The following is a 23,900-nucleotide window of genomic DNA, read 5'->3' as shown; positions in this document are numbered from 1 at the left end:
CCGCGAGCTCGGCGTAGCTGCGGATCAGCCGTTCGTGCGCCGCGCCCCGCTCGCCGGGCTCCTCCTCCTGATGCAGGCGGGCGTGCGCGAAGGCCCGCACCAGGTCGGGCACGCGGTACCGGCCGGAGCGCACCGGTTCGATCAGGCCCGCGCGGGCCAGCGCCGCGAGCTCCCGCGCCGCGCCCCGTTCGTCCTCGGCCAACAGCGCCGCCGCGGCGGCCGCGCCCAGCGATGCCCGGCCCGCCAGCGCCAGCCGGCGCAGCAGCCGACGGGCACCGTCTCCCTGGTCGAGATAGCGCAGCCACAGCGCGCGGCCGACCGGGTCGTCCTGCCCGACCCCCGCCAGCTCCGCGGCCAGTGTGTGCGCGGCGCGCGGCCCCAGCGAGGAGCCCGCCACCCGCAGCGCCAGCGGCAGTCCGCCGCACAGCTCCCGCACCCGCGCCAGCGCCTTCTCGTCGTACGGCTCGGGCTCCGGCGGCGGTTCCCCGGCGGCCTCCCGCAGCAGGTCCTCCGCGCCCGCCTCGTCCAGCGGTCCGACGGGGAGCTCGTGCACCCAGGCCACCAGATCCGGTGGCAGGGACAGCGGGGTCCTCGCCGTGACCAGCACCAGGCTCTCGGAACGCTCGGGGACCAGCGTGCGGACCTGCTCGGCGTCCGAGGCGTCGTCCAGCACCACCGTCACGGGCAGCCCCGTCAGGTGCTGGCGGTACAGCTCGGACAGCCGTTTGAGGTGCTGCTCGTGCGAGGAGCGCTCCCGGAACAGCAGCTGGTCGCGCGGTGCCCCGAGCCGGTTGAGCAGATGCAGCAAGGCGTCCCGCGTCGGCAGGGGCGCCTCGCCCTCCGACTCGCCGCGCAGGTCCACCACGCACGCGCCCCGGAACTGGTCGCGCAGATGGTGGGCCGCCCGCACCGCGAGCGTCGTGCGGCCCGAGCCGGGTGGTCCGTACAGCACCACCACCGTCGGCTTGCTCTCCGTGCTCGCCCGCGCCTGGTGCACCCACTGGGCGATCCGGGCCAGGTGTTCCCTGCGGCCCGCGAACGGGCCCACCGCTTCGGGGATGTGGTCGAAGGACTGCTCCAGCACGCTGCGCCGCCGGGCCGCGGCACTGCGGTCGCGGCCCCGCATTTCGGCGGTCCGGGCGGAGCTGTCGGTGCCCTGGCTCCGGGCCGCCGGGCCCGCGCCGTTGACGCGCGTGGCCGCCGACAGCATCCGTTGCTGGTCGAGGAACGGCCGCACACCCCGCACCTCCACCGCCGTCAGCCATGCCAGCCGTAGCTGCTCCGCACCACCGGGCCGCCCCCGCAGACCGGCCCGCCGGTGCGCCGCCGGCCAGTGACCGGCCGTCAGCTTGACCACCGCGGCCGCGGAGCCCGCCACCGCCACTACCAGCCCCGCGCCCAGGGCCGTGCCGGCGGAGGTGCCGAAGGCGAGGTCCACTCCGCAGGCCGTGACCGCCGCCACGGCCGTGACCAGGGACGGAGTGCCGAGCGAGGAGCGGTTGAGGCGGGTCGTCAGAGGGCGCCGGGCGGCCGCCTCCTCGTCCAGGGCCCGCAGATACGCGGCGTACTCCTCGGCGGCGGTGGCCGCTATGGCGTCCAGCTCCGCCCTCGCCCGGCGCAACAGTGACGAGCCGTCGGCCGCACCACCCGAACGGCGCAACTCCTCCTCGACCGCGCGCCCCAGCAACCCCTCGACTTCCGTACGGTGACCGCCGCGCAGCACCGTCCGCGCTCCCGCCATGGCTTCCCCCTCCACCAGCGATTGCCTTGTGCCTCAAGTCTTCCGCCTCGACGGGATTTCCGGCAGGGCTGTGGATAACTCATCATCGGGCCGGTGTGGGGAAGGATGGGGGCCATGCCGAACCGCCTGGCGCATGAGACGTCCCCCTACCTCCTCCAGCACGCCGAGAACCCGGTCGACTGGTGGCCGTGGTCGCCCGAGGCATTCGACGAGGCGCGGCGCCGTGATGTGCCCGTGCTGCTCAGCGTCGGGTATTCGAGCTGTCACTGGTGCCATGTGATGGCCCATGAGTCCTTCGAGGACCGGGCGACCGCCGATCTCCTCAACGAGCACTTCGTCTCCGTCAAGGTCGACCGCGAGGAGCGGCCCGACGTCGACGCCGTGTACATGGAAGCCGTGCAGGCCGCGACCGGTCACGGCGGCTGGCCCATGACCGTCTTCCTCACCCCCGACGCCGAGCCCTTCTACTTCGGCACCTACTTCCCGCCCTCGCCCCGGCACGGCACGGCGTCCTTCCCGCAGGTGCTGGAGGGGGTGCGCGCCGCCTGGGCGGACCGCCGCGAGGAGGTCGGCGAGGTCGCCGGCCGCATCGTGCGCGACCTGTCCGAGCGCACGTTCGTGCTCGCTCCGCCCGCGGGGAAGGAGGGCGAGGAGGCCGCTCCCCGGCCGCCCGCGGCCGAGGATCTCCACCAGGCCCTGATGGGGCTGGCCCGGGAGTTCGACGCCGTGCGCGGCGGATTCGGCGGAGCGCCGAAGTTCCCGCCGTCCATGACCTTGGAGTTCCTGCTCCGCCACCACGCCCGTACGGGCTCCGAGGCCGCCCTGCAGATGGTGGGGGCCACCTGCGAGGCCATGGCCCGCGGCGGGATCTACGACCAGCTCGGCGGCGGCTTCGCCCGCTACGCGGTGGACGCCACGTGGACCGTGCCGCACTTCGAGAAGATGCTGTACGACAACGCCCTGCTGTGCCGGGTGTACGCGCATCTGTGGCGGGCCACCGGCTCCGACCTCGCCCGCCGGGTCGCCCTGGAGACGGCCGACTTCCTGATCCGTGAGATGCGCACCGAGCAGGGCGGATTCGCGTCGGCGCTGGACGCCGACAGTGACGACGGCACGGGCCGGCACACGGAGGGCGCCTACTACGTCTGGACGCCGCGGCAGCTGCGGGAGGTGCTGGGCACGGAGGACGGGGCGCTCGCCGCGGCCCACTTCGGCGTCACGGAGGAGGGCACCTTCGAGGAGGGCGCCTCCGTGCTCCAACTGCCCGACGGCGAGCTCCTCCTCGACGCGAGCAAGCTCGCCTCCATCCGCCGGAAGCTGCTGGCGGCGCGTGAGGAGCGGCCCCGCCCCGGCCGCGACGACAAGGTCGTGGCCGCCTGGAACGGCCTGGCCATCGCCGCCCTCGCCGAGACCGGCGCCTATTTCGACCGCCCGGACCTGATCCAGGCCGCCACCGACGCCGCGGACCTGCTCGTCCGCACCCATATGGACTGGCACGCGCGGCTGTTCCGCACGTCCCTCGACGGTGCGGCGGGCTCGCACGCGGGTGTCCTGGAGGACTACGCCGACGTCGCCGAGGGGTTCCTGGCGCTCACCGCCGTCACCGGCGAGGGCGTCTGGACGGACTTCGCTGGCCTGCTCCTGGATTCCGTCCTGGCCCACTTCCGGAGCCCGGACGGCAGTCTCTTCGACACCGCCGACGACGCCGAGACCCTGATCCGCCGCCCGCAGGACCCCACGGACACCGCCACCCCCTCGGGCTGGACCGCCGCCTGTGGCGCCCTCCTGGCCTACGCCGCCTACACCGGCAGCGCTGCCCACCGGGAGGCGGCCGAGCACGCCCTCGCGGTCGTGCGGGCGCTCGGCCCCCGGGCGCCGCGCTTCATCAGCTGGGGCCTGGCGGCCGCCGAGGCGCTGCTCGACGGTCCCCGCGAGGTCGCCGTCGTGGGCCCCCAGGACCACCCGGCCACCCGCGAACTGCACCGCACCGCCCTGCTGTCCACCGCCCCGGGCCTCGCCGTCGCCGTGGGCGAGCCGGGCTCGGACGAGGTGCCGCTGCTCGCGGACCGCCCGCTCGTCGACGCGCGCCCGGCCGCGTACGTGTGCCGGCACTTCACCTGCCAGGCGCCGACGACCGATCCCGGGACGCTGGCGGACAGTCTGAGGGGAGGCGAGTGAGGCCTCCGGGCCGGAATCCGCGGAGGCCGGTGGCTCAGAGCGTGAGGCCGCGGGCGAGCACGTCCAGGGTGCGGCTGATGACCTCGACGAGGTCCTCGTTCTGGCCCCGCTCGGCCCAGTGCATCAGGGCTTCCTGCATGCCCGCGAGGACCGCGGCGATGACGACCCGCAGCTCGATGTCGTCGGCCGGCCGGCCCGTGCGCTCGGCCAGGACGGCGCAGAGCATGCGGGCCGACTCGCCCATGCCCTCCGCCTGCCGGCCGCGCAGGGACGGCACCTCGCGGACGAGCTTGGTGCGCTGCTTGAGCTCGACGATGTCGCTGTCGATGACGTGCCGGATGGAGGCCAGGACGCCCTGCCGGACGGCCTCGACCGGAGACTCCTCCACCGGCCGGGCCCGGATCGCCGCTGCGAGCACCGGGTCGTACTCGTCGGTGAGGACGATGTCCTCCTTGGTGGGGAAGTAGCGGAAGACGGTGCTGGGAGAGACGTCGGCGGCCTCGGCGATCTGGTCGACCGGGGTCGCGTCGTACCCCTGCTTCTCGAAAAGCCGGTAGGCGGCGCGGCGGATCGCCTGACGGGTCTGGATCTTCTTCCGCTCGCGCAATCCGAGCCGGGGCTCGGACGGCACGGCGGACGAGGTGTCTGCGGAGGCCATGACAGCATTCTCGGGCATCGGCCTTCTCGCGGGACACGCCATGGTCACCGGTTGGGCGGGCCCTGGTGCATGCCCCGAGGTGGTTGTCCCGGGGCGGCCGTGACACACCTCCGAGAGAGGTGAGTCAAAACGACGCCGACCCTCAAAAGATGTGACCTGTCAATCGATTCCCGGTTGTTGATAACTCCCTGATTGTCAGTGGGGTGTGTCACGCTGTGTGGTGGGCAGGGGATCGTTCGGTGATGAATCGAATCGAAGGGGGTGGCGATGGGTGCCATGGTGAACGCTCTCGCGGTGGCGATCGGCGCGCTGAGCGTCGGTGGCTTCGTGGTCGCCGGGGAGATCGCGGTGTTGCTGGTCGTTCTGGCGGGTGTGGGTGTCCTGGCATGGCGAGTGGCCGCGGCCTCTCGGCCGCGGCCACTGGGGACGGTGGGGACGGTGGGGACGGTGGGGTCGGCTGCGCCGGCGCGCCCGGCGCCGGGCCGCTCACGCGTGCGAATAAGCCACCAGGGAGATGCCCACGTAATGGACGATGAAGGCCGCCAGCGTCAGTGAGTGGAAGACCTCGTGGAAGCCGAACCATCGCGGTGACGGGTTGGGGCGCTTGATTCCGTAGATCACGCCGCCCGCGCTGTAGAGAAGGCCGCCGAGGATCACCAGGACGAGCACGGCGATGCCGCCCTTGCGCAGGAAGTCCGGCAGGAAGAAGACGGCGGCCCAGCCCATCGCGATGTAGCAGGGGGTGTAGAGCCAGCGGGGGGCGCCGACCCAGAAGACGCGGAAGGCGATCCCCGCGAGGGCGGCGGCCCAGACGGCCCACAGCAGCACCTGCCCCCGGCCGCCCGGGACGAGCAGCATGGTCAGCGGGGTGTACGTACCGGCGATGATCAGGAAGATGTTGGCGTGATCGAGACGGCGGAGCACGGCGTTGACGCGCGGACTCCAGTTGCCGCGGTGGTAGAGCGCGCTGATGCCGAACAGCAGGCAGGCCGACAGCACGTAGACCGCGCACGCTATCCGGCCGCGGGTGCTGTCCGCGAGAGCGGTCAGGAAGATGCCGGCGATCACCACGGCGGGGAACATCCCCGCGTGCAGCCAGCCGCGCAGCCGTGGCTTGACGGGCGCGGACGGATCGACCGGCAGGGCGGCGTGGGACGTGGCGGCCGCGGCGCCGGCGGGAGCGGGGTGCGCGGGGAGCGCTGCGTCGGACGCGGAAGTCATGGCGAACATGGTACCTACGCCACCGTAAGTTACGGATCAGTATCACGTGGCGATGGTCACGGAAGCGCCCCCTGGACAGAACCGGAATGGAGTCGGATGATCAAATGAGTGCGGGCGGCACCGGATGAGCGGGTCACGAAGCGTCTGGGTCGCAGCCCCCAAGGGGCACCTTCCACAGCAGCGGACCGAGCAGGCGAAACGGCGAGGTTCGTCAACCCTCAACATCTGACGCCGGGGCAGCGTGGTTTCCGGCGGGACGGAGCGATCGTGGCGCGCAGCAATGCGGCTCCCACCACCCCCACCAACCACCAGGAGCTGATCTCCTGGGTCGACGAGATCGCCGCCCTCACCGAGCCGGACCAGGTCGTCTGGTGCGACGGTTCCGAGGCCGAGTACGAGCGCCTGTGCGAGGAGCTCGTCGCCAAGGGCACCTTCAAGAAGCTGGACCCGGTCAAGCGTCCGAACTCCTACTACGCCGCCTCCGACCCCAGCGACGTGGCACGCGTCGAGGACCGCACCTTCATCTGTGCCGAGAAGGAAGAGGACGCGGGCCCGACCAACCACTGGAAGGCCCCTGCCGAGATGCGGGAGATCTTCGCGGGCAAGGACGACCGGGGCGGCATCTTCCGCGGCTCGATGCGCGGCCGCACCATGTACGTCGTGCCCTTCTGCATGGGCCCGGTCGGTTCGCCGCTGTCCGCCATCGGTGTGGAGATCACCGACTCGGCCTACGTCGCCGTGTCGATGCGCACCATGACCCGCATGGGCCAGGCCGTCCTCGACGAGCTCGGCACCGACGGGTTCTTCGTCAAGGCCGTCCACACCCTCGGCGCCCCGCTCGCCGAGGGCGAGGCCGACGTCCCGTGGCCGTGCAACACCACCAAGTACATCTCGCACTTTCCCGAGGACCGCGAGATCTGGTCCTTCGGCTCCGGCTACGGCGGCAACGCCCTGCTGGGCAAGAAGTGCTACGCGCTGCGCATCGCCTCCGTCATGGCCCGTGACAACGGCTGGCTCGCTGAGCACATGCTCATCCTCAAGCTCACGCCGCCGCAGGGCGAGTCGCGGTACGTCGCCGCCGCCTTCCCCTCCGCCTGCGGCAAGACCAACCTCGCCATGCTGGAGCCCACCATCTCCGGCTGGACGGTGGAGACCATCGGCGACGACATCGCCTGGATGCGCTTCGGCGAGGACGGCCGCCTCTACGCGATCAACCCCGAGGCCGGTTTCTTCGGCGTCGCGCCCGGCACCGGCGAGCACACCAACGCCAACGCCATGAAGACCATGTGGGGCAACTCCGTCTTCACCAACGTCGCCCTCACCGACGACGGCGACGTGTGGTGGGAGGGCATGACCGAGGAGCAGCCCGCGCACCTGACGGACTGGAAGGGCAACGACTGGACGCCGGCGTCGGGCACCCCCGCCGCCCACCCCAACGCCCGCTTCACCGTCCCCGCCTCGCAGTGCCCGATCATCGCGCCCGAGTGGGAGGACCCCAAGGGCGTGCCGATCTCGGCGATCCTCTTCGGCGGCCGCCGCGCCTCGGCCGTGCCGCTGGTGACCGAGTCCTTCGACTGGCAGCACGGAGTCTTCCTCGGCGCCAACGTCGCCTCCGAGAAGACCGCCGCCGCCGAGGGCAAGGTCGGCGAGCTGCGCCGCGACCCCTTCGCCATGCTGCCGTTCTGCGGCTACAACATGGGCGACTACATGGGGCACTGGCTGGAGGTCGGCAAGAGTAAGGATCAGGCCAAGCTGCCGAAGATCTACTACGTCAACTGGTTCCGCAAGGACGCGGAAGGCCGGTTCGTGTGGCCCGGCTTCGGTGAGAACAGCCGTGTGCTGAAGTGGATCGTCGAGCGCCTCGACGGCAAGGCCGAGGGCGTCGAGACCCCCATCGGCATCCTGCCGGCGAAGACGGCGCTCGACACCGGCGGCCTGGACCTCGACGACAGTGAGCTGGAATTCCTGCTCACTGTCGACAAGGACGTGTGGCGCGAGGAGGCGTCGCTGATCCCCGAGCACCTCAACACCTTCGGCGACCACACGCCGAAGGAGTTGTGGGACGAGTACCGCGCGCTGGTCCAGCGCCTGGGCTGACCGTTTCCGCACTCCGCCCGCCCCGGCAACCGGGGCGGGCGGAGTGCCCGCGGCCCACTCGCCCGAGGCGGGTGGGCCGTTCTCGTGTGCGGGCCGTCAGATCAGGCCGCGTCCGGGATGCCGAGGGCGTCCCCGTGGGAGCGCAGGCGCTCGGCCGCCAGTCGCGTGCTCGTCTCGTCCGCGCGGGACGTGGCCACGACCAGCGCCTGCCCGGCCAGGGTGTGGGCGCGCTGATGGAGGGCGGCGACGCGGTCCGGGGTCGCGCCCGTCGCCGTGGGGGTGGCCCTCAGGGGTGAGCGGCCGTCGTTCAGGGCGGCGACCCGGTCCGCCAGGCGCTGAGCGGCGTCGTCCAGCCCGGGGGCGGGTGTCAGCGCGCGCAGCTCGTCCGTCACCGTCAGCAGCGCGGTGAGATGTCCGGCGAGCCGGATGTCCAGCTCCTCCACGCGGGAGCGGTGCGGTCCGCGGGTCACGCGGCCCGGTTCGGCCATGGTGTGGACCGATTTCGTGCGGATCGGCTCGTACATGGATGGCCTCCTGCAATGACTGAGAAGGTCATCCTAACTTAGACGGCGTCTAAAGTTGTTTCGCTTATAAGTTAGATCTTGGTAGACCGGTGTCAGGGCTGGCTGTACCCGTCCAGGAACGTCCCGATGCGCGTCACCGCGTCCGCCAGATCCTTGGTGCTGGGCAGGGTCACCAGGCGGAAGTGGTCCGGCTCCGGCCAGTTGAAGCCCGTGCCGTGCACGACCATGATCTTCTCGGCGCGCAGCAGGTCGAGGACCATCTGCCGGTCGTCCTTGATCTTGTAGACCTTCGGGTCCAGCCGCGGGAAGGCGTACAGCGCGCCCTTGGGCTTCACGCACGTCACGCCCGGGATCTGGGTCAGGAGCTCGTGCGCGACGTCGCGCTGCTCGCGCAGCCGCCCGCCCGGCAGCACCAGGTCGTTGATCGACTGCCGGCCGCCGAGCGCCGTGGCCACCGCGTGCTGCGCGGGCATGTTCGCGCACAGGCGCATGTTGGCCAGGATCGTCAGGCCCTCGATGTAGCTGTCGGCGTGGGCCTTCGGGCCGCAGACGGCCATCCAGCCGCTGCGGTAGCCGGCCACCCGGTACGACTTGGACAGGCCGTTGAAGGTGAGGGTCAGCAGGTCGGGAGCGATGGCGGCGGTCGGGGTGTGGGTCACGCCGTCGTAGAGGATCTTGTCGTAGATCTCGTCGGAGCAGACGATCAGGTTGTGGCGGCGGGCGATCTCCGTCAGGCCGCGCAGCATCTCGTCGTCGTAGACGGCGCCCGTAGGGTTGTTGGGGTTGATGATGACGATGGCCTTGGTGCGGTCGGTGACCTTCCGCTCGACGTCGGCCAGGTCCGGCATCCAGTCCGCCTGCTCGTCGCAGCGGTAGTGCACGGCCGTGCCGCCGGCGAGGGACACCGACGCCGTCCACAGCGGGTAGTCCGGGGCCGGGACGAGCACCTCGTCGCCGTCGTCGAGCAGCGCCTGCATCGACATCTGGATCAGCTCCGAGACGCCGTTGCCGAGGTAGACGTCCTCGACGGACAGCTCGATGCCCTTGGTCTCGTAGTGCTGCACCACCGCGCGCCGGGCCGACGGCAGCCCCTTGGCGTCGCCGTAGCCGTGCGCGTCGCCGACGTTGCGCAGCATGTCCTCGAGGATCTCGGGGGGGCACTCGAAACCGAACGTCGCCGGGTTGCCCGTGTTGAGCTTGAGGATGCGGTGACCTGCTGCTTCCAGCCGCATGGCCTCCTCGAGTACCGGGCCACGGATTTCGTAGCAGACGTTGGCGAGCTTCGTTGACTGGATCACCTGCATGACGGCCACCCTACGGGCGCGCCGGAGGCGGCGCGCGTGGATTCCCGTCACACCGGAGGGGCGACCTCCGGGCGGATCAGCCCGCCGGAGCGCGCCGCACCGCGTGGCCCGCCAGAACGTCCGTCCGGCGCCCGTCTTCCATCACAAAGCGTCCGGCAATCAGGACATAAGGAATGCCGGTCGGAAGTCGCCGCGGGGCTTCGAAAGTGGCGTCGGCGGCCACCGTGTCCGGATCGAAGAGCACCAGGTCGGCGCGGTATCCCTCGCGTACGAGGCCCCGGTCCGGCAGTCTCAGCCGGGCCGCGGGACGGGACGTGAGATGCGCCACGCACTCCTCCAGGGAGAGCACGCCCAGCTCACGGGCGTACCGGCCCAGGTAGCGCGGAAACGTCCCGTACGCGCGCGGATGCGGCTTGGCGCCCCGCAGGATGCCGTCGCTGCCGCCGGTGTGCGCGGGGTGCCGCATGATCGCCCGGACGTTCTCCTCGTGGCCGACGTGCTGGAGGATCGTCGTCCCCAACCGGTCGGCCAGCAGCAGTCGCCGGGCGGTGGTCCACGGCTCCTCGCCGCGCTCGCGCGCGGAGGCGGCGACGGTCCTGCCCACCAGCCCCGCCTGCTCCGCGTGCGCGACGCCGGAGACCTCGATCGCGTCCCAGTCGATCGGCACCCCGTGGCAGCCGTCCGCGCCCTCGACCTCCATCACCCGCCGGATCCGCCCGGCCGTCGCGTCGTCCCGCAACCGCGCCAGCGTCGCCTCCGGCCCGCCCTCGGCCGCCCAGCTCGGCAGCATCGCGACGAGCGTGGTGCAGCCCGGCGTGTACGGGTAGGTGTCCAGGGAGATGTCGGCGCCGTCCGCGAGCGCGGTGTCGAGGAGGGCCAGCAGCTCGCCGGCCCGGCCCTTGTTGACGTCGAAGTTCATCGCCGCGTGCGCGAGGTGCAGCGCGCAGCCCGCCTCGCGGGTCAGGGCGACCATCTCCGCGTACGCCCCGAGGGCGCCGGCCCCGTACGAGCGGTGATGCGGGCAGTAGTAGCCTCCGTACGCCGCCACCACGCGGCACAGTTCGGTCAGTTCGGCGTCGGTGGCGTACATCCCCGGCGTGTAGGTGAGCCCCGAGGACATCCCGACCGCGCCCTGCGCCAGCCCCTCGGCCACCAGCCGCCTCATGCGTGCCAGCTCGTCATCCGTGGCCGCGCGGTCCTCCCAGCCGACGGCGAGCATCCGCACGGTGCCCTGCGGCACGAGGTACGCGGCGTTGACGGCGATGCCCTCGCCGTCGAAGCCGTGGTCGAGGCGGTCCAGGTACTCCCCGACGCTCCGCCAGGTGAAGTCGACGTCCGACCCGTCGCCGTTCCAGCCGGTGATCTGGGTACGGACCTCGGCGAGCGTGCGGTCGTCGACCGGCGCGTAGGACAGGCCGTCCTGGCCGACGACCTCCAGGGTCACGCCCTGCGCGGCCTTCGCCTCGTGGGAGGGGTCCGTCAGGAGGGCGAGGTCGCTGTGGGCGTGCATGTCGATGAAACCGGGGGCGAGGGCCAGGCCGTGGGCGTCGACGACGCGTGTGCCCGAGGGGCGCGGGCCGTCGCCCGGGCGGTGGATCCCGGCGATCCGGCCGCCGGACAGGCCGACATCGGCGCGGTAGGACGAGCCGCCGGTGCCGTCGATGACACGGACGTCGCGGAACACGGTGTCCATGGGCGTGGTTCCCTTCCCCTGCCGCCCCTTCTCGGACCGGGACTCCGCCCCGGAGCCCGGCCCTCGATCGGCGGACAGGCTTTTCCGGCCTGTCCGCCGACAGGACAAAGGGGCTAGAAGAACGTGCGGACGCAGTCCGTGACCGTGCCGTCCTCCGTGACCAGAGGGATCAGCGGCCACTTGTCGAACACCGTGCACGGGTGCGACAGCCCCAGGCCCACCCAGTCGCCGACCTCCAGCTCCACGCCCTCGCCGAGCTCGAGGAACGCGTGCTGGTCGGCCAGCGCGGTGACGGTCATGCCCTCGGCCGGCCGCAGGGAGCCGTCGCGGGCGGAGCGCACGACCTGCGGCTCGGGCAGGTCGAGGTCGTACGGGGCGTCGCGCTTGCCCGCGTTGAGGAAGGCCCGGCCCGGTTCGGGCCGCGAGACGACCTGGGCCCACAACCGGAAGGCGGGCCGCAGCGTCCCCTCCTCGGGGTGGCGGTTGAACGGGGTCTTGTGGCGGTACGCGCCGTCGTCATGCGTGACGTACGCGCCGGAGCGCAGCAGCTTGAGCACCGGCGCGGACAGCGGCGGAAGCTCCGCGAAGACCTCGGCGACCGCGTCGAACCACGCGCTGCCGCCCGCGCTGACGACGATCTCCTCGACGCCCGCGAAGCGCCCCGCCTTGTCGAAGTCGGCCGCGAGCCCGGTCAGCCGCCGCAGCCACGCCCGTACGAGCTCGCCGTCGGCGCCCGGGATCTCCGCCTCGTACCCGCCGACGCCCACGAGCCGCAGGGTGTCCGTGGCGGCCACGGCGTCGGCGACCGCCGCGCACTCGGCCTCGGTGCGCACGCCCGTACGGCCGCCGTCGGCGCCGAGCTCCACGACGACGTCGAGGCGGTGGCCGGCGCCCGCCTCGCGCAGCGCCGCGTCCATGAGCTCCACGCCGCGCACGGAGTCGACATAGGTGATGAGGTGGAACGCCGGGTCGGCGGCGAGCTCGGCGGCGAGCATGCGCAGCGCCGCGGCGTCCACGACCTCGTTGGCGAGGAAGATCCGCCGGATGCCGAAGGCGCGGTAGACGCGCACCTGGGCGGGGACGGCCGCGGTGATGCCCCAGGCGCCGTGGTCGAGCTGACGCGCGAACAGCCGCGGCGCCATGGAGGTCTTGCCGTGCGGGGCGAAGGCGAGGCCGTGCTCGGCGGACCAGCGCTCCATGAGGGCGAGGTTGTGGTCGAGCGCCTCGGCGGAGAGGGCGAGCACGGGGGTGGTGAAGCCGCCGGTGAACAGCGAACGCCGCTCGGCCGCCAGTTCTCCGACGGTCAGTCCCTCCGCGTCGGGCGGCAGACCCTTGAAGCGGTGGTCGAGACGCTCCTCGGCGAGGCGGGCGACCGCCGCTTCGGAGAAGGGTGCGGCGGCTTCGGCGGCCATGGAGCCTCCAGACGACTAATGTTGCACTCTGTGCAACGACCATTGCGCATAACGCTCGATGCTGTCTAACATCCCGGCAGGCACCGGGTCAACGGTTGTCCCACGCTCGGCTGCCCGGAAGCCGTTGGGGAGACGGTCGCACAGCGCGCGTAAAACGCCGATCAGGGCCCCTCGCACGGGAGGCCCGACCGAGGAGCGGAGAGCCGACCGTGACCGCCAGCGAGTCGGGGACGCCGGACGTCGATGTCGTCTGCCTGGGCGAGTCCATGGTCACCTTCCGGCCCTCGCGGCCCGGGCGCCTCGCCGAGGTGCCGTCCTTCGACCGCGGCATCGGCGGCGCGGAGTCGAACGTCGCCTGTGCGCTGGCGGCCGCCGGGCACCGGACCCGGTGGATCGGCCGGGTCGGCGCGGACGGCTTCGGCGACCACGTGGTGGAGACGATCGCCGCGTACGGGGTGGACGTCACCGCGGTCCAGCGTGACCCGAGGCGCCCGACGGGCATCTACTTCCGCACCGCGGGGGAGCGACCCATGACGGTGCCGGCCGGGGGCCCGCTCGGGGTCCGGGCGGCGCTCAGCGGGACGGATGCGCCCGGCGCTCGTCCGGAAGCACGCGCGGCCGAACGTCCGGTGCGCGCCCCCGGGAGCGCGGAGCCGCCCGCCTGGGGAGAAGTCGCCTACTACCGTGCCGGATCCGCCGCCTCCGCCATGGCCCCCGGGCTCGTCCCGCGCGAGACCGCCTGGGCCGGCCGCGTCCTGCACCTCACCGGCATCACCGCCGCGCTCTCCGCCGGCTGCCTCGCCCTCCTCCACGACCTGACCGCACCGGGGCCCGGACGGCCCTTCGTCTCCTTCGACGTCAACTACCGCGCCGGCCTGTGGCAGGACGCGGCCGACGGCCCGGAGGTCCTCGCCGCGCTGGCGCGCCGCTGCGACCTCGTCCTCGTCGGCGAGGACGAGGCGCAGGCGGCCTGGGGCCTGCGCGGCGCCGACGCCGTCCGCGCCGCGCTGCCCGAACCGGAGATCGTCGTGGTCAAGCGGGGTGCGGCGGGCGCCACCGCGTACGTCCGGGAGCCCGGTGGCGCGGGACCGGACGGCGCCGCCGCCCGGGCACCCCGCGCCCGTTCCGCCGACCGCGCCGTCTCCGTACCCGCCCTCCGGGTCGACGTCGTCGCGCCCGTCGGCGCGGGCGACGCGTTCGCCGCCGGTTTCCTGTCCGGGACGCTGCGCGGCCTGCCCGTCGAGGAGCGGCTGCGGCACGGGCACCTCATGGCCGCCGCCGCGCTCACCACCCCCGGCGACCTCGCCGCCCCGCCGGCCCGCGGGTACGTCGACCGTCTCGCGGCCCTGGACGACGAGGCGTGGGGAGCGCTGCGGCTCGGCCCGGGCTGGACGGGGCGCCCCGAGGCCCGCACCGCCACCGGCGAGGCACGATGAGACACGCACGACGCACGCGCAGCAGAAGCGAGGCCCCCGCATGAGCCAGACCGTCGACCGAGCCCTGAGCATCCTGCCGCTCCTCGCCGAAGGACCCGCCAACCTCGAACAGGTGGCGACCCGCCTCGACGTCCACAAGTCGACCGCCCTGCGCCTGCTGCGCACCCTGCACGAGCACGGATTCGTCTACCGGCAGCAGGACCAGCGCTACCGCCTCGGCGCCCGCCTCTTCGCCCTCGCGCAGCAGGCCGTCGAGAGCCTGGACGTACGGGAGATCGCCCACCCCCACCTCGTCGCGCTCAACGAGAGCTGCGGCCACACCGTCCACCTCGCCGTGTACGAGGAGAACGAGGTCCTCTACATCGACAAGGTGGAGAGCCGCTATCCCGTGCGGATGTACTCCCGCATCGGCAAGCCCGTCGCGATCACCGTGGCGGCCGTCGCCAAGCTGCTCCTCGCCGACCTGCCGGAAGCCGAGCGGCGGGCCGTCGCCGAGCGGCTCGACTATCCGGCCTACACCGCCCGTTCGACGCCGAACGCGCCCGCCTTCCTCAAGGAGCTGGCGACCGTGCGCGAGCAGGGCTGGGCCACCGACCTCGGCGGCCACGAGGAGTCCATCAACTGCGTCGGCGCCCCCGTCCGGGGCGCGGACGGACGCGTCGTCGCCGCCTGCTCGATCTCCGCGCCGAACGTCGTCGTCACCGCCGAGGAACTCATCGCCCTCCTCCCGCTGCTGCGCCGCACCGCCGACGCCATCAGCGCGGAGTACTCCGGAAACACCTCACCCACGAAGGCAGCCTCATGAACCGGAAGACCGCCATCACCCCGGCCGGGCACACCGCACCGCCCGCCAACTTCTCGCACGGCGTGCGCAAGGGCAACATCCTCCAGGTCGCCGGCCAGGTCGGCTTCCTGCCCGCCGAGCCGGGCGATGCCCCCGTCGTCGCGGGACCCGCCCTGCGCGAGCAGACCCTCCAGACCCTCGCCAATGTCCAGGCCGTCCTGGAGGCGGGCGGTGCGACGTGGGAGGACGTGTTGATGCTCCGCGTCTACCTCACCGACACCGGGCACTTCGACGAGATGAACGCCCTTTACAACGACTACTTCGCCGACCTGAAGGAGGCGCCGGCGGCCCGTACGACCGTCTACGTGGGCCTGCCCGGCGGCCTGCTGATCGAGATCGACGCGCTCGCGGTGCTCGGCTGAGGACCGGCACCACGGCCGGCTCCGCCGGGCCCACTGACCCGACGGAGCCGGCGCTCCGGGCTCGGTACCGCACTCACTTGCAGTACTGCGCCTCCTTGCCGATCGCCCGGTACATGCAGTCGGAGTTCTCCAGGAGCTGGAGCACCGCGTCACGGTTGCGCGCCGTCTCGCGGTCGATCACCTCGTCCGGCGGGTAGAAGCCGCCGCCCGCGCCGTTCTCGCCCGGGTACATCTCGAATGTGTACGCGAAGACCTTCTGGTCGCCCCACAGCCAGTCGTCGATCGTCCCGTCGGTGGTGTAGAGGTCGCTCGACTGCTCGGGGGTGTAACGGTTGCTGGCGGCCATGGACTTGCCGATGGTGGCGAAGACGTCGTGCTCGTCCTGCGTCATCCCCGGGCCGGTGTCGTCGTAGGTGTAGCCGAACGGCCAGAGCACCAGCTCGCTGTACGTGTGGAAGTCGATCGCGGACTTGATCTGCTGTTTCCCGCCGATGTTCCGGCTGCGGGCGAAGTCGGCGACGACCTTGACCTCGGGTGCGGACTCGGGCTTGCTGCCGCGGTAGGTCTCGGATCCGGGGCTGCCGGACGAGCCGTTGCAGCAGCCCCACTTGAAGTTCCAGTTGCGGTTGGTGTCGGTGCCCCGACTGGAGGTCCCCGCGTTGGGCTGGCGGTTCTTGCGCCAGCTGCGGTACGAGCCGCTCGCGATGTCGTACTCGCCGCCGTCGGGGTTCACGTCGGGCACGACCCAGATCTCGCGGCTGTCGACCATCTTGGTCACGCGCGGGTCGGTGCCGTACTTGGAGCCGAACTCCTTGAGCAGGTAGAGCGCCATCTCGACGGTCAGGTGCTCGCGCGCGTGCTGGTGGGCGGTGAAGAGGACCTCGGGCTCGTTCTCGTCCACCGCCACGTTCTTGCTGATCTTGACGGCGACGATGTCGCGGCCTTCGTAGGACTTGCCGATGACCTTCTTGCTCATGATGTCCGGATGCGCGGCGACTCCGGCGTCGATCTCCGCCGTGGCCTCGGCGTAGTTGTGGTACTTCGCGTCGGCCGGCGGGAAGTCGAAGGGCGTGGCGGCCTTGCCGTCCGAGCGGTCCGGCGGCCCGGGCAGGGGGCGCACCGTGTAGCCGAGCCGGCGGATGCGCTCGGCCTGTGCGGCGTCCGCCGTGATGACGACGGAGCCGCTGCGGACGGCGTCGATGGCAGCGCCGGTCGCGGCGACGGCGGTGCGCTGGGCGGCGGTACGAGGGCCGGTGACCTCGTACTCGTGCGAGCTCCGCTCCTCGTCGCGGGAGGCGGCGGGAACGGCCAGGGCAAGGGTGAGCACGGCGGCGAGGGCGGTGCCCCATCTGCCGGTCGATCGCGGTCGCATGCGGTCTCCTGGGGGGTTCCGGTCGTGCGACGGGTGGGGGAGTGGGGTGCGGGTGGGGGGTGGTGCGTGTGGCCAGTGTCGAGAGGTGGCGTGTACGCGTCAATGCCTCGATGAAGAGTGGAACAAGCCAACTTCCCTTTCACTCGCGACCGATTGATTGCGCACGCTCTCAGTGGCCCCAACAATGCACATGTCAAAACGACAGGACTTCGGCTCTGAGAGGAACCACCCCCCATGAGAAGACCTCTCGTCGGCGCGCTCGCGACCCTGCTCCTCACCGGAGCGGCCGCGGCCGGCGCCGGCACCGCCGCCGCGGCCCCCCGGGCGGACGCGGGTGCCCGGGTGAGCGCGGACGCCAAGGCGGATGCGGGCATCAAGGCGGATGCGGACGTCAAGGCGGACGCGGACGTCAAGGCCAGGCCCAAGGCCGTCGACTTCGCCGGTACCGTCGCGCTCAGCAACTGTTCCGGCTCGCTGATCCGCATGCCGAGCTCCGCCGACACCGACCACGCCCTGGTCATGACCAATGGCCACTGCCTGGAGACGGGCATGCCCGACGCCGGTGAGGTCATCACCGACCGGCCGTCCAGCCGCACCTTCAGCCTCCTCAACTCCAGCGCCGGCAAGGTCGCCACCCTGCGCGCGGTGAAGGTCTCGTACGCGACCATGACCGACACCGACGTCACGCTGTACGAGCTCGACACGACCTACGCGCAGATAAAGCAGCGCTACAACATCAACGCGCTCAGCCTGTCGGCAGACCATCCCACCGCGGGTACTCCGATCAAGGTCGTCTCCGGGTACTGGAAGCGGATCTACTCCTGCAACGTCGACGGGTTCGTCTACCGCCTCCGCGAGGGCGACTGGACCTGGAAGGACTCGCTCCGCTACACCTCGTCGTGCAACACCATAGGCGGGACCTCCGGCTCGCCCGTGATCGACACGACCACGGGCAAGGTCATCGCCATCAACAACACCGGCAACGAGAGTGGTGAGCGCTGCACGGTGAACAACCCCTGCGAGGTGGACGAGAACGGCGGGGTCACCGTCCGCCAGGGCATCAATTACGCGCAGGAGACGTACGGCATCACCAAGTGCGTCGGCACGGGCAACAAGATCGACCTCGGCCTGCCGGGGTGCGCGCTGCCGAAGCCGGCGGCGGCTGCCGCCCGTCGCTGAACCACGCGTCCCCGGCCGCCGGGCGGTGCTTCGTCGAGCCCGTCCGGCGGCCGGGGCGGCCCCTACGGCAGGCCGTGCACGTGCGGCCCCACTCCGTTGGACCAGGCGTTGCCGTTGCTCGCGTCCCAGTTGGTCGACCAGGTCATCGCGCCCCTGATGCCCGGGTACGTCTTCGCCGGCTTGAACGAGCCGCAGCCCGTGCCCTTGGCGAGGCAGTCGAGGGCGTTGTCGACGACGGAGGGCGGCACGTAGCCGCTGCCCGCGCCGCGCGGGGAGGCGGGCAGGCCCAGCCCGACCTGTGAGGGCGCGAGGCCGCCTTCGAGCTGGATGCAGGCCAGCGCGGTGAGGAAGTCGACCGTGCCCTGGGAATAGACCTTGCCGTCGCAGCCGTTCATCGAGCCGCTGTTGTAGTACTGCATGTTCACGACCGTCAGGATGTCCTTGATGTTCAGCGCGGTCCTGAAGTAGCCCGCCGAGGTCGACTGCATGTCGATGGTCTGTGGCGCCATGGTGATCACGAGCTTGCTGCCCGCCTTCGCCGACAGGGCGCGCAGTGCCTGCGTCATATAGGTCGGGTCGAGGCCGTTCTCCAAGTCGATGTCCACACCGTTGAAGCCGTACTTCCGCATCAGGGCGTACACGCTGTTGGCGAAGTTCGTCGCCGAGGCGGCGTCGTTGACGGTGACCGTGCCCCGTTCGCCGCCGATGGAGAGGATGACGTTTTTCCCGGCTGACTGTTTGGCGGCGATGTCTGCTTTGAACGCCGCTTCCGTGTACTTCAGCGCCGGATCCAGCGTGAAGTCGACGGCCCCCGGGGTGGTCGTGGCGTCGGCGAAGGCGACGGCGATGATGTCGTACTGGCTCTGTACGTCGCTGATCCTCTGGACCGTGGCGCCGTTGTCGAAGTTCTGCCAGTAGCCCGTGACGGCGTGCTTGGGCACGGAGGGGCCGTCGGAGCCACCCGCGGTGGTGGTCGCGGTGACGGCCGCGGATCTGGCCGACTCGCCCGCGGAGTTGGTCGCCGTCACCTCGAACCGGTACGAGGTGGAGGGCGCCAGCCCCGTCACGGTGGCCGAAGTGCCGCTTGCCGACAACACCTTCGTACCGTCCTGGTAGAGGTTGTAGCCGCTCGCGCCGCTCACCGGGTTCCAGGAGAGGCCGACGGAGGAGGAGGTGGCCGGCCCGGCCGCGAGACCGCCCGGGGCGCCGGGGACCGGTTCGCCGGGGTCGCCGCCGCCCGGGCCCGTCAGGGTGACGTCATCGGCGAAGTAGGCGGGCTGTCCGTACCAGCCGTGCGTGTAGAGCGTCACCGAGGTGGTGTTCGCGCCCGTCGTGAACGTGGTGCTCAGCTGCTGCCAGCCGGTCGCGGACGGCGTCCACGTCGACACGTCCGTGGTCCCGGTGCCGCTCGCGCCCAGGTGGACGTAGGAGCCCTGGACCCACGCACTCAGTGTGTACGAGGAGTTGGGCCGCACGGTGACGGCCTGCGCGCACTTGGCGTGGTCGGAACCGGTGGGGGTGGCCTTGAGCGCGGCCGTTCCGCCGTGCGCGGGTGAGGGGACAGTGGCGCCGCTGTCACCCGAACAGGTCCAGTAGGACAGCCCGGACTCGAAGCCGGGATTGCGGGCGAGGTTGACGTCGGTGGTGCCGGCTCCGGTGTCGGCCGCCCGGGCGGTGGTGCCGGTGCCGAGCCCGGCGAGACCGCCGGCCGCGAGGAGCGCGGCGGTCAGGACGCCGCCCAGGCGCCGTCCGCTTCTGGAAAGTCGTCCGCTTCTGGAAAATGGCGTGCGTATCGCACGGTCCACGACTGCCTCCGGTGGGAAGGGAGTTGAGGTGGGAGGTGAGGGAGGATCGAGTGGGGAGGTGTGGGGGACGGCTGTCGCCGTTTGGCGTAAAGATGGTCCAGACCAATGCGTCCGTCAATATGCGCGGCAAAGGTTCCGGGGAAGAGTCCCAGGCCACCGCGGAAGCGCGTCGGCAAACACCGAGGACCGGTTCTCAGCCGCTCCATTCGTGGATAAAGTGCGGAGGCATCAGCACAGGGCAGTATCGATCTGCGTCCGCCGCAGCCCATCGCGGCCGGAGTGAACGGGGAAGCCGACGTGCCCATCGCGATAGCAGTCACCAGTCCCGACCTGGTGCTCCCGCCGCCCGATGGGCAGACCCCTGACGCCGCCGTGTTCCAGCCGCCCGAGGCGCAGCCGCTGGAGACCGCGGTCACCCAGACGGCCATCCTGCTCGACCAGTGCGGCCATGTCGTCGCCCTCTATCCCGATTCGCTGCCCGCGCGGTACGTCCGGCGGCTCCACATGATCCGGTCGGTCCTGGAGAGCGACCGGCTGGCGCTGCTGCCCGTCGCGCTGCCGCCGCTGGCCGTCGGGGTGCTGGCCCGCCAGCTCCGCCAGTTGTCCGTGTCCGACCTGAGCCCCGGGGTGCTGGCCTGCGCGGCCCGGCTGCTCGCCCACTACGTCTACGCCGGCGCCCAGCTCTCCAGCGTCGCCCGCCTCGACCGGGTCGACGTCGGCCTCGGCACCCACCTGGCCTCGCTGCTGCCGGGTGCCCGCTTCGCGGTCCTGGTCAATCCCGCGCCCCGGCTCATCAAGGTCACCGACGGGGAGGCCCCCGAAGGTCCCGGGTTCGGCACCCGGCTGACCGTCGCCCGCGCCGGACCCGCCAAGGGTGAGGACTGGGTGCTGTCCACGCTCGCCCGCCGCTGGCATGTCCAGGGCGTGCAGGAGACCGCGCTGCCCGCCGACTCCGGGGGCTGGTGGGGCGCCAGGGGCACCGTCGAGTTCGCGGCCGCCATTGCCGACCCCACCGTGCTCTACCAGCTCGTCTCGTCCGTCAGGAGGGAACAGTGCCACTGGTGCGGTCTCGAACTCATCGGTGACCGCTGCGCGTTCTGCGCCGGCCCGCTGCCGCGCACCGAGGCCGGCCGCGCGCTCGACCCGCCCGGCCGCCGCACCGTCACCGCCCTGGCCGGCCGCTGACCCGACGGCCCGGCCGTCACGACCCGCCCGGTCAGCCCGGTCACGTCCCCGAACGAGGTTCCCCGCCCCATGAATTCACGTCAGCGCCGCGGGATCATCCTGCTGCTCCTGTCGGTCCTGTGCGCGCTCGGTGCCTTGGCCGGTGTGTTCGCGGTCGTCCACGACGCCGAGTCGAAAGTGGGCCCCGAGACCACCGCCTACCGGTTGCGCGCCGACATCCCCGCCTACCAGCCGCTCGACCGGGCCAAGGACAGCTTCGAGCGGATCTCGATGCCCGAACGCTGGCTGCCCCGGACCGCCGTCACCGACCTCGCCGACCTCGACGGCAAGATCGCGGTCACCCCGCTGCGCAGGGGCTCCCTGCTCCAGCGGGACATGGTCGCCGACCGGCCGGAGCTGGGGCCGGGCCAGCAGGAGATCGCCATCATGATCGACGCGGCGACAGGGGTCGCGGGCAAGATCAACCCTGGGTCGCGAGTCAACATCTACGCCACCTTCGACGCCAAGGAATCGGGCGGCAAGCCCGTCTCCCGCGTCATGGTCAGCAACGCCCGGGTCATCGCCGTCGGCAAGCTGAAGCCCCTCGACCGGGAAGCCGGCAGTGGCGCCGCGGCCACGACCCGGCGGGGCGGCGAGGCGGTGCCGATCACCTTCGCGCTGGGCACGGCGGACGCCCAGCGCGTCGCGTACGCCGAGTCGTTCGCCTCCCACGTGCGGCTCGCCCTCGTCGCACCCGGCGACGACGGCCAGGTCAGCGGCGGAGACCGCACGTACACGCTCGACGGCGACAAATAGACGGCGACAAATAGACAGCGACGAACAACGGCGACACGACCGGCAGACGGCGACGCACAGACGACACGTGCGCGACCAGCAGAGCCAGGCAGAGGCACAGCAGAGGCCCAGGCAGAGGCACAGGAAAGGCAAGGGACACGGTGACGATCAGAATCCTCCCGGCCATCGGCGACCCGGACGCCGCACGCGCCATCGGCGGGCTGCTCGGCCAGCTCCCGGGCGTGGAGCCACTGGCGACCGCCGGCGACTCCACCCGCCTCCTCGACACCCTCGCCGTGCTGGCCGCCGCCTCGGTCGAGGAGCTTCCCGAGGTCGTCCTCGTCCATGAGCGCCTGGGCCCCTTACCCGCGCTCGAACTCATCCGAGAAGTGGCCCTCCGCTTCCCCGCCACCGGCGTCGTCATGGTCACCGCCACCCCGGGTCCCGCGCTCTACGCCGCCGCCATGGACGCCGGTGCCCGCGGACTCGCCGCGCTGCCGCTCTCGTACGACGAACTGGGCGCCCGCGTCCAGGCCGCCGCCCACTGGGCCACCGGCGTCCGCCGCCACCTGGGCGGCGGCGCGGAGGCCCTCACCGCCGGCGGTCCCGGCGGAAGGCTCGTCGCGGTCATCGGCGCCAAGGGCGGGGTCGGCACGACCGTCACCGCCGTCCAGCTCGCACTCGCCGCGTGCGCCGCCGGCCGCTCCGTCGCCCTGGTCGACATGGACCTCCAGTCCGGTGACGTCGCCTCCTACCTGGACGTACAGTTCCGCCGCTCCATCGCCGACCTGGCCGGCATCAGCGACATCACCCCGCGCGTCCTGCAGGACGCCGTCTTCCCGCACCCCACCGGCCTCGGTCTGCTGCTCGCCCCCGCCGAGGGCGAGCGCGGCGAGGAGGTCGGCGACCTCGCCTCCCGGCAGATCGCCGGCGCGCTGCGCCACCGGTACGAACTGGTCGTCGTCGACTGCGGCACCCAGATCACCGCCGCGGGCGCCGCCGTCGTGGAGACCGCCGACGTGGCCGTGCTCGTCACCACACCGGACGTGGTGTCCGTACGAGCCGCCAAGCGCATGGTGCGCCTCTGGGAGCGGCTGCAGATCCGCAAGGCGGAGGAGACCACGACCGTCGTCAACCGCCACACCCGTGGCGCGGAGATCCAGCCGCCCCTCGTCGAGCGCACCACGGGCACGAGGGCCGCCCGCACCACCGTCCCGGCCGGCTACAAGGACCTCCAGCCCGCCGTCGACTCCGGCCGGATGCAGGACCTCGACCCCAAGTCCCCGGTGCGGCAGGCGTTCCGGTCCCTCGCCGGCGAGCTGGGGCTGGCCACCGCCGGGACCGCGCCCGCGCGCGGCCCCGCCCACGCCGACCGCTCGCTCACCGGCGGACTGCGGCGCCGCCGGGCCATAGGGCCCGGCGGTGGCACCGGCGCGGACCAGCTCACGCCCGTACCGGTCGGGCGCTTCCGCCGGCGCGGGGGAGGGGACCGGGGCCAGGTCGCCGTGGAGTTCCTGGGTGTCCTCCCGCTGGTCCTCCTGGTGCTGGTGGCCGTCTGGCAGTGCGTGCTGATCGGCTACACCTATTCCCTCGCCGGGGACGCGGCGGACAAGGGCGCGCGGGTGGGCGCGGTCGGCGGCGACTGCGTGTCCGCGGCGCGCGCGGACGTCCCGGGCGCGTGGGGCGGCGACGGCATCGGCTGCGGCGAGGAGGGTGGCGTCTACCGCGCCCGGGTGTCGCTGCGGGTCCCGGTCCTCTTCCCCGGCGCCATCAACTGGCCGTGGACGGTGGAGGGCTCGGCCGGTGCGGCGAGGGAGGACTGAGGTGGGGGAGACGACGGCCGCCGGGGCGGCGAGGCGGGCGGAGGACGGGCGCGCGGACGCCCGTACGGCGGCGCCGAACGCTTGGCGGGCGTTGTCCGGTGGTGCCGGGCGAGTGGAGTCCGCGCGCGGTGTGTACGGCGTCGGTGCCGCGGAGCGGGCGGGCGCTCGTAGGGCCCTATGGGTCTCGCGGACGCCGTTCGGTGCTGCCGGCTCGCCCGCGGCCCGGCGCGGGGTGTCCGACGGGCGTGCCACGGGCCGGGCGTACGCCGCCGGGCGCGCGGACGCCCGTACG

18 protein-coding genes and 1 pseudogene are annotated in these 23,900 nt (G+C 72.2%); 10 read left to right on the top strand and 9 right to left on the bottom strand.

Annotation, left to right across the window (positions count from 1 at the left end):
• The coding region (locus J7E86_RS23540) for an AAA family ATPase (RefSeq protein ID WP_251019567.1) at positions 1–1,741 on the bottom strand (1,741 nt) is incomplete at its 3' end.
• A gap of 114 nt (positions 1,742–1,855) precedes the next feature.
• Between J7E86_RS23540 and J7E86_RS23535 the strand changes: the two genes are divergently transcribed.
• Entirely contained in the window at positions 1,856–3,919 is a 2,064-nt protein-coding gene (locus J7E86_RS23535) for a thioredoxin domain-containing protein (RefSeq protein ID WP_215083924.1), read from the top strand.
• Positions 3,920–3,953: 34 nt separating this feature from the next.
• Here the strand turns inward: J7E86_RS23535 and J7E86_RS23530 are convergent, their stop codons facing one another.
• Positions 3,954–4,577 carry a TetR/AcrR family transcriptional regulator gene (locus J7E86_RS23530; RefSeq protein WP_215083922.1) on the bottom strand — a complete coding sequence of 208 codons (624 nt, stop codon included), beginning with the start codon at positions 4,575–4,577 and terminating at the stop codon, positions 3,954–3,956.
• A gap of 486 nt (positions 4,578–5,063) precedes the next feature.
• Positions 5,064–5,798, bottom strand: a complete 735-nt coding sequence (locus J7E86_RS23525) for a hemolysin III family protein (protein ID WP_215083920.1) — start codon at positions 5,796–5,798, stop codon at positions 5,064–5,066.
• A gap of 267 nt (positions 5,799–6,065) precedes the next feature.
• Here J7E86_RS23525 and J7E86_RS23520 point away from each other — a divergent pair, with 267 nt between their 5' ends.
• Positions 6,066–7,895, top strand: a complete 1,830-nt coding sequence (locus tag J7E86_RS23520; RefSeq protein WP_215083918.1) for a phosphoenolpyruvate carboxykinase (GTP) — start codon at positions 6,066–6,068, stop codon at positions 7,893–7,895.
• A gap of 101 nt (positions 7,896–7,996) precedes the next feature.
• Here J7E86_RS23520 and J7E86_RS23515 read toward each other — a convergent pair whose 3' ends face one another.
• The 4 genes from J7E86_RS23515 to J7E86_RS23500 form a co-directional block, all read right to left on the bottom strand.
• The gene (locus J7E86_RS23515; protein ID WP_215083916.1) at positions 7,997–8,419 is read right to left on the bottom strand and encodes a hypothetical protein; all 423 of its coding nucleotides are present in this window, start codon (positions 8,417–8,419) and stop codon (positions 7,997–7,999) included.
• A 92-nt stretch (positions 8,420–8,511) separates the two neighbouring features.
• Positions 8,512–9,723: a pyridoxal phosphate-dependent aminotransferase gene (locus J7E86_RS23510; protein WP_215083914.1), complete on the bottom strand. Its 1,212-nt coding sequence runs from the start codon at positions 9,721–9,723 to the stop codon at positions 8,512–8,514.
• A 76-nt stretch (positions 9,724–9,799) separates the two neighbouring features.
• Positions 9,800–11,416, bottom strand: coding sequence for an amidohydrolase family protein (locus J7E86_RS23505; protein ID WP_215083912.1), 1,617 nt, complete (start codon positions 11,414–11,416; stop codon positions 9,800–9,802).
• Between the two features lie 113 nt (positions 11,417–11,529).
• On the bottom strand, positions 11,530–12,828 hold the full coding sequence (locus tag J7E86_RS23500) for an amino acid deaminase (protein WP_215083910.1): 1,299 nt from the start codon (positions 12,826–12,828) through the stop codon (positions 11,530–11,532).
• 209 nt (positions 12,829–13,037) lie between these two features.
• On the opposite strand from J7E86_RS23500, the gene J7E86_RS23495 reads away from it, so the two are divergent.
• Genes J7E86_RS23495 through J7E86_RS23485 form a run of 3 tightly spaced genes read left to right on the top strand, consistent with a single transcriptional unit; the run spans position 13,038 to position 15,470 of the window.
• Positions 13,038–14,264, top strand: coding sequence for a sugar kinase (locus tag J7E86_RS23495; RefSeq protein WP_308312701.1), 1,227 nt, complete (start codon positions 13,038–13,040; stop codon positions 14,262–14,264).
• 40 nt (positions 14,265–14,304) lie between these two features.
• Positions 14,305–15,069 (top strand): IclR family transcriptional regulator, encoded by a 765-nt coding sequence (locus J7E86_RS23490; RefSeq protein WP_215083908.1) that lies wholly within the window; start codon positions 14,305–14,307, stop codon positions 15,067–15,069.
• Positions 15,066–15,470 carry a RidA family protein gene (locus J7E86_RS23485; RefSeq protein WP_215083906.1) on the top strand — a complete coding sequence of 135 codons (405 nt, stop codon included), beginning with the start codon at positions 15,066–15,068 and terminating at the stop codon, positions 15,468–15,470. The genes J7E86_RS23490 and J7E86_RS23485 overlap by 4 nt, the downstream gene beginning before the upstream one ends.
• A 73-nt stretch (positions 15,471–15,543) precedes the next feature.
• Here the strand turns inward: J7E86_RS23485 and J7E86_RS23480 are convergent, their stop codons facing one another.
• Positions 15,544–16,842 carry a M14 family metallopeptidase gene (locus tag J7E86_RS23480; RefSeq protein ID WP_215083903.1) on the bottom strand — a complete coding sequence of 433 codons (1,299 nt, stop codon included), beginning with the start codon at positions 16,840–16,842 and terminating at the stop codon, positions 15,544–15,546.
• Between the two features lie 234 nt (positions 16,843–17,076).
• On the opposite strand from J7E86_RS23480, the gene J7E86_RS23475 reads away from it, so the two are divergent.
• A complete protein-coding gene (locus tag J7E86_RS23475; protein ID WP_215083900.1) occupies positions 17,077–18,021 on the top strand; it encodes a serine protease in 945 nt (314 codons plus the stop codon).
• Positions 18,022–18,083: 62 nt separating this feature from the next.
• Here J7E86_RS23475 and J7E86_RS23470 read toward each other — a convergent pair whose 3' ends face one another.
• The gene (locus tag J7E86_RS23470; RefSeq protein ID WP_308312700.1) at positions 18,084–19,826 is read right to left on the bottom strand and encodes a glycoside hydrolase family 18 protein; all 1,743 of its coding nucleotides are present in this window, start codon (positions 19,824–19,826) and stop codon (positions 18,084–18,086) included.
• Positions 19,827–20,123: 297 nt separating this feature from the next.
• On the opposite strand from J7E86_RS23470, the gene J7E86_RS23465 reads away from it, so the two are divergent.
• The 4 genes and pseudogenes from J7E86_RS23465 to J7E86_RS23450 all read left to right on the top strand — a co-directional run.
• A complete protein-coding gene (locus J7E86_RS23465) occupies positions 20,124–21,011 on the top strand; it encodes a hypothetical protein (RefSeq protein ID WP_215083897.1) in 888 nt (295 codons plus the stop codon).
• A gap of 69 nt (positions 21,012–21,080) precedes the next feature.
• On the top strand, positions 21,081–21,806 hold the full coding sequence (gene cpaB, locus J7E86_RS23460) for a Flp pilus assembly protein CpaB (protein ID WP_215083894.1): 726 nt from the start codon (positions 21,081–21,083) through the stop codon (positions 21,804–21,806).
• 140 nt (positions 21,807–21,946) lie between these two features.
• Positions 21,947–23,608: a P-loop NTPase gene (locus J7E86_RS23455; protein ID WP_215083891.1), complete on the top strand. Its 1,662-nt coding sequence runs from the start codon at positions 21,947–21,949 to the stop codon at positions 23,606–23,608.
• 1 nt (position 23,609) lies between these two features.
• Positions 23,610–23,900: pseudogene (locus J7E86_RS23450) on the top strand (hypothetical protein); the annotation flags it as partial.

It is taken from the genome of Streptomyces sp. ISL-11 (genome assembly GCF_018614525.1).
Taxonomy (GTDB): Bacteria; Actinomycetota; Actinomycetes; order Streptomycetales; family Streptomycetaceae; genus Streptomyces.
This window is presented reverse-complemented; position numbering and strand designations above follow the sequence as displayed.

Bases quoted from the DNA above. Each gene is read 5' to 3' on its own strand.
- J7E86_RS23535 (WP_215083924.1), top strand. From the start codon at position 1,856: ATGCCGAACCGCCTGGCGCATGAGACGTCCCCCTACCTCCTCCAGCAC.
- J7E86_RS23530 (WP_215083922.1), bottom strand. From the start codon at position 4,577: ATGGCCTCCGCAGACACCTCGTCCGCCGTGCCGTCCGAGCCCCGGCTC.
- J7E86_RS23525 (WP_215083920.1), bottom strand. From the start codon at position 5,798: ATGACTTCCGCGTCCGACGCAGCGCTCCCCGCGCACCCCGCTCCCGCC.
- J7E86_RS23515 (WP_215083916.1), bottom strand. From the start codon at position 8,419: ATGTACGAGCCGATCCGCACGAAATCGGTCCACACCATGGCCGAACCG.
- J7E86_RS23510 (WP_215083914.1), bottom strand. From the start codon at position 9,723: ATGCAGGTGATCCAGTCAACGAAGCTCGCCAACGTCTGCTACGAAATC.
- J7E86_RS23505 (WP_215083912.1), bottom strand. From the start codon at position 11,416: ATGGACACCGTGTTCCGCGACGTCCGTGTCATCGACGGCACCGGCGGC.
- J7E86_RS23500 (WP_215083910.1), bottom strand. From the start codon at position 12,828: ATGGCCGCCGAAGCCGCCGCACCCTTCTCCGAAGCGGCGGTCGCCCGC.
- J7E86_RS23490 (WP_215083908.1), top strand. From the start codon at position 14,305: ATGAGCCAGACCGTCGACCGAGCCCTGAGCATCCTGCCGCTCCTCGCC.
- J7E86_RS23485 (WP_215083906.1), top strand. From the start codon at position 15,066: ATGAACCGGAAGACCGCCATCACCCCGGCCGGGCACACCGCACCGCCC.
- J7E86_RS23480 (WP_215083903.1), bottom strand. From the start codon at position 16,842: ATGCGACCGCGATCGACCGGCAGATGGGGCACCGCCCTCGCCGCCGTG.
- J7E86_RS23475 (WP_215083900.1), top strand. From the start codon at position 17,077: ATGAGAAGACCTCTCGTCGGCGCGCTCGCGACCCTGCTCCTCACCGGA.
- cpaB (WP_215083894.1), top strand. From the start codon at position 21,081: ATGAATTCACGTCAGCGCCGCGGGATCATCCTGCTGCTCCTGTCGGTC.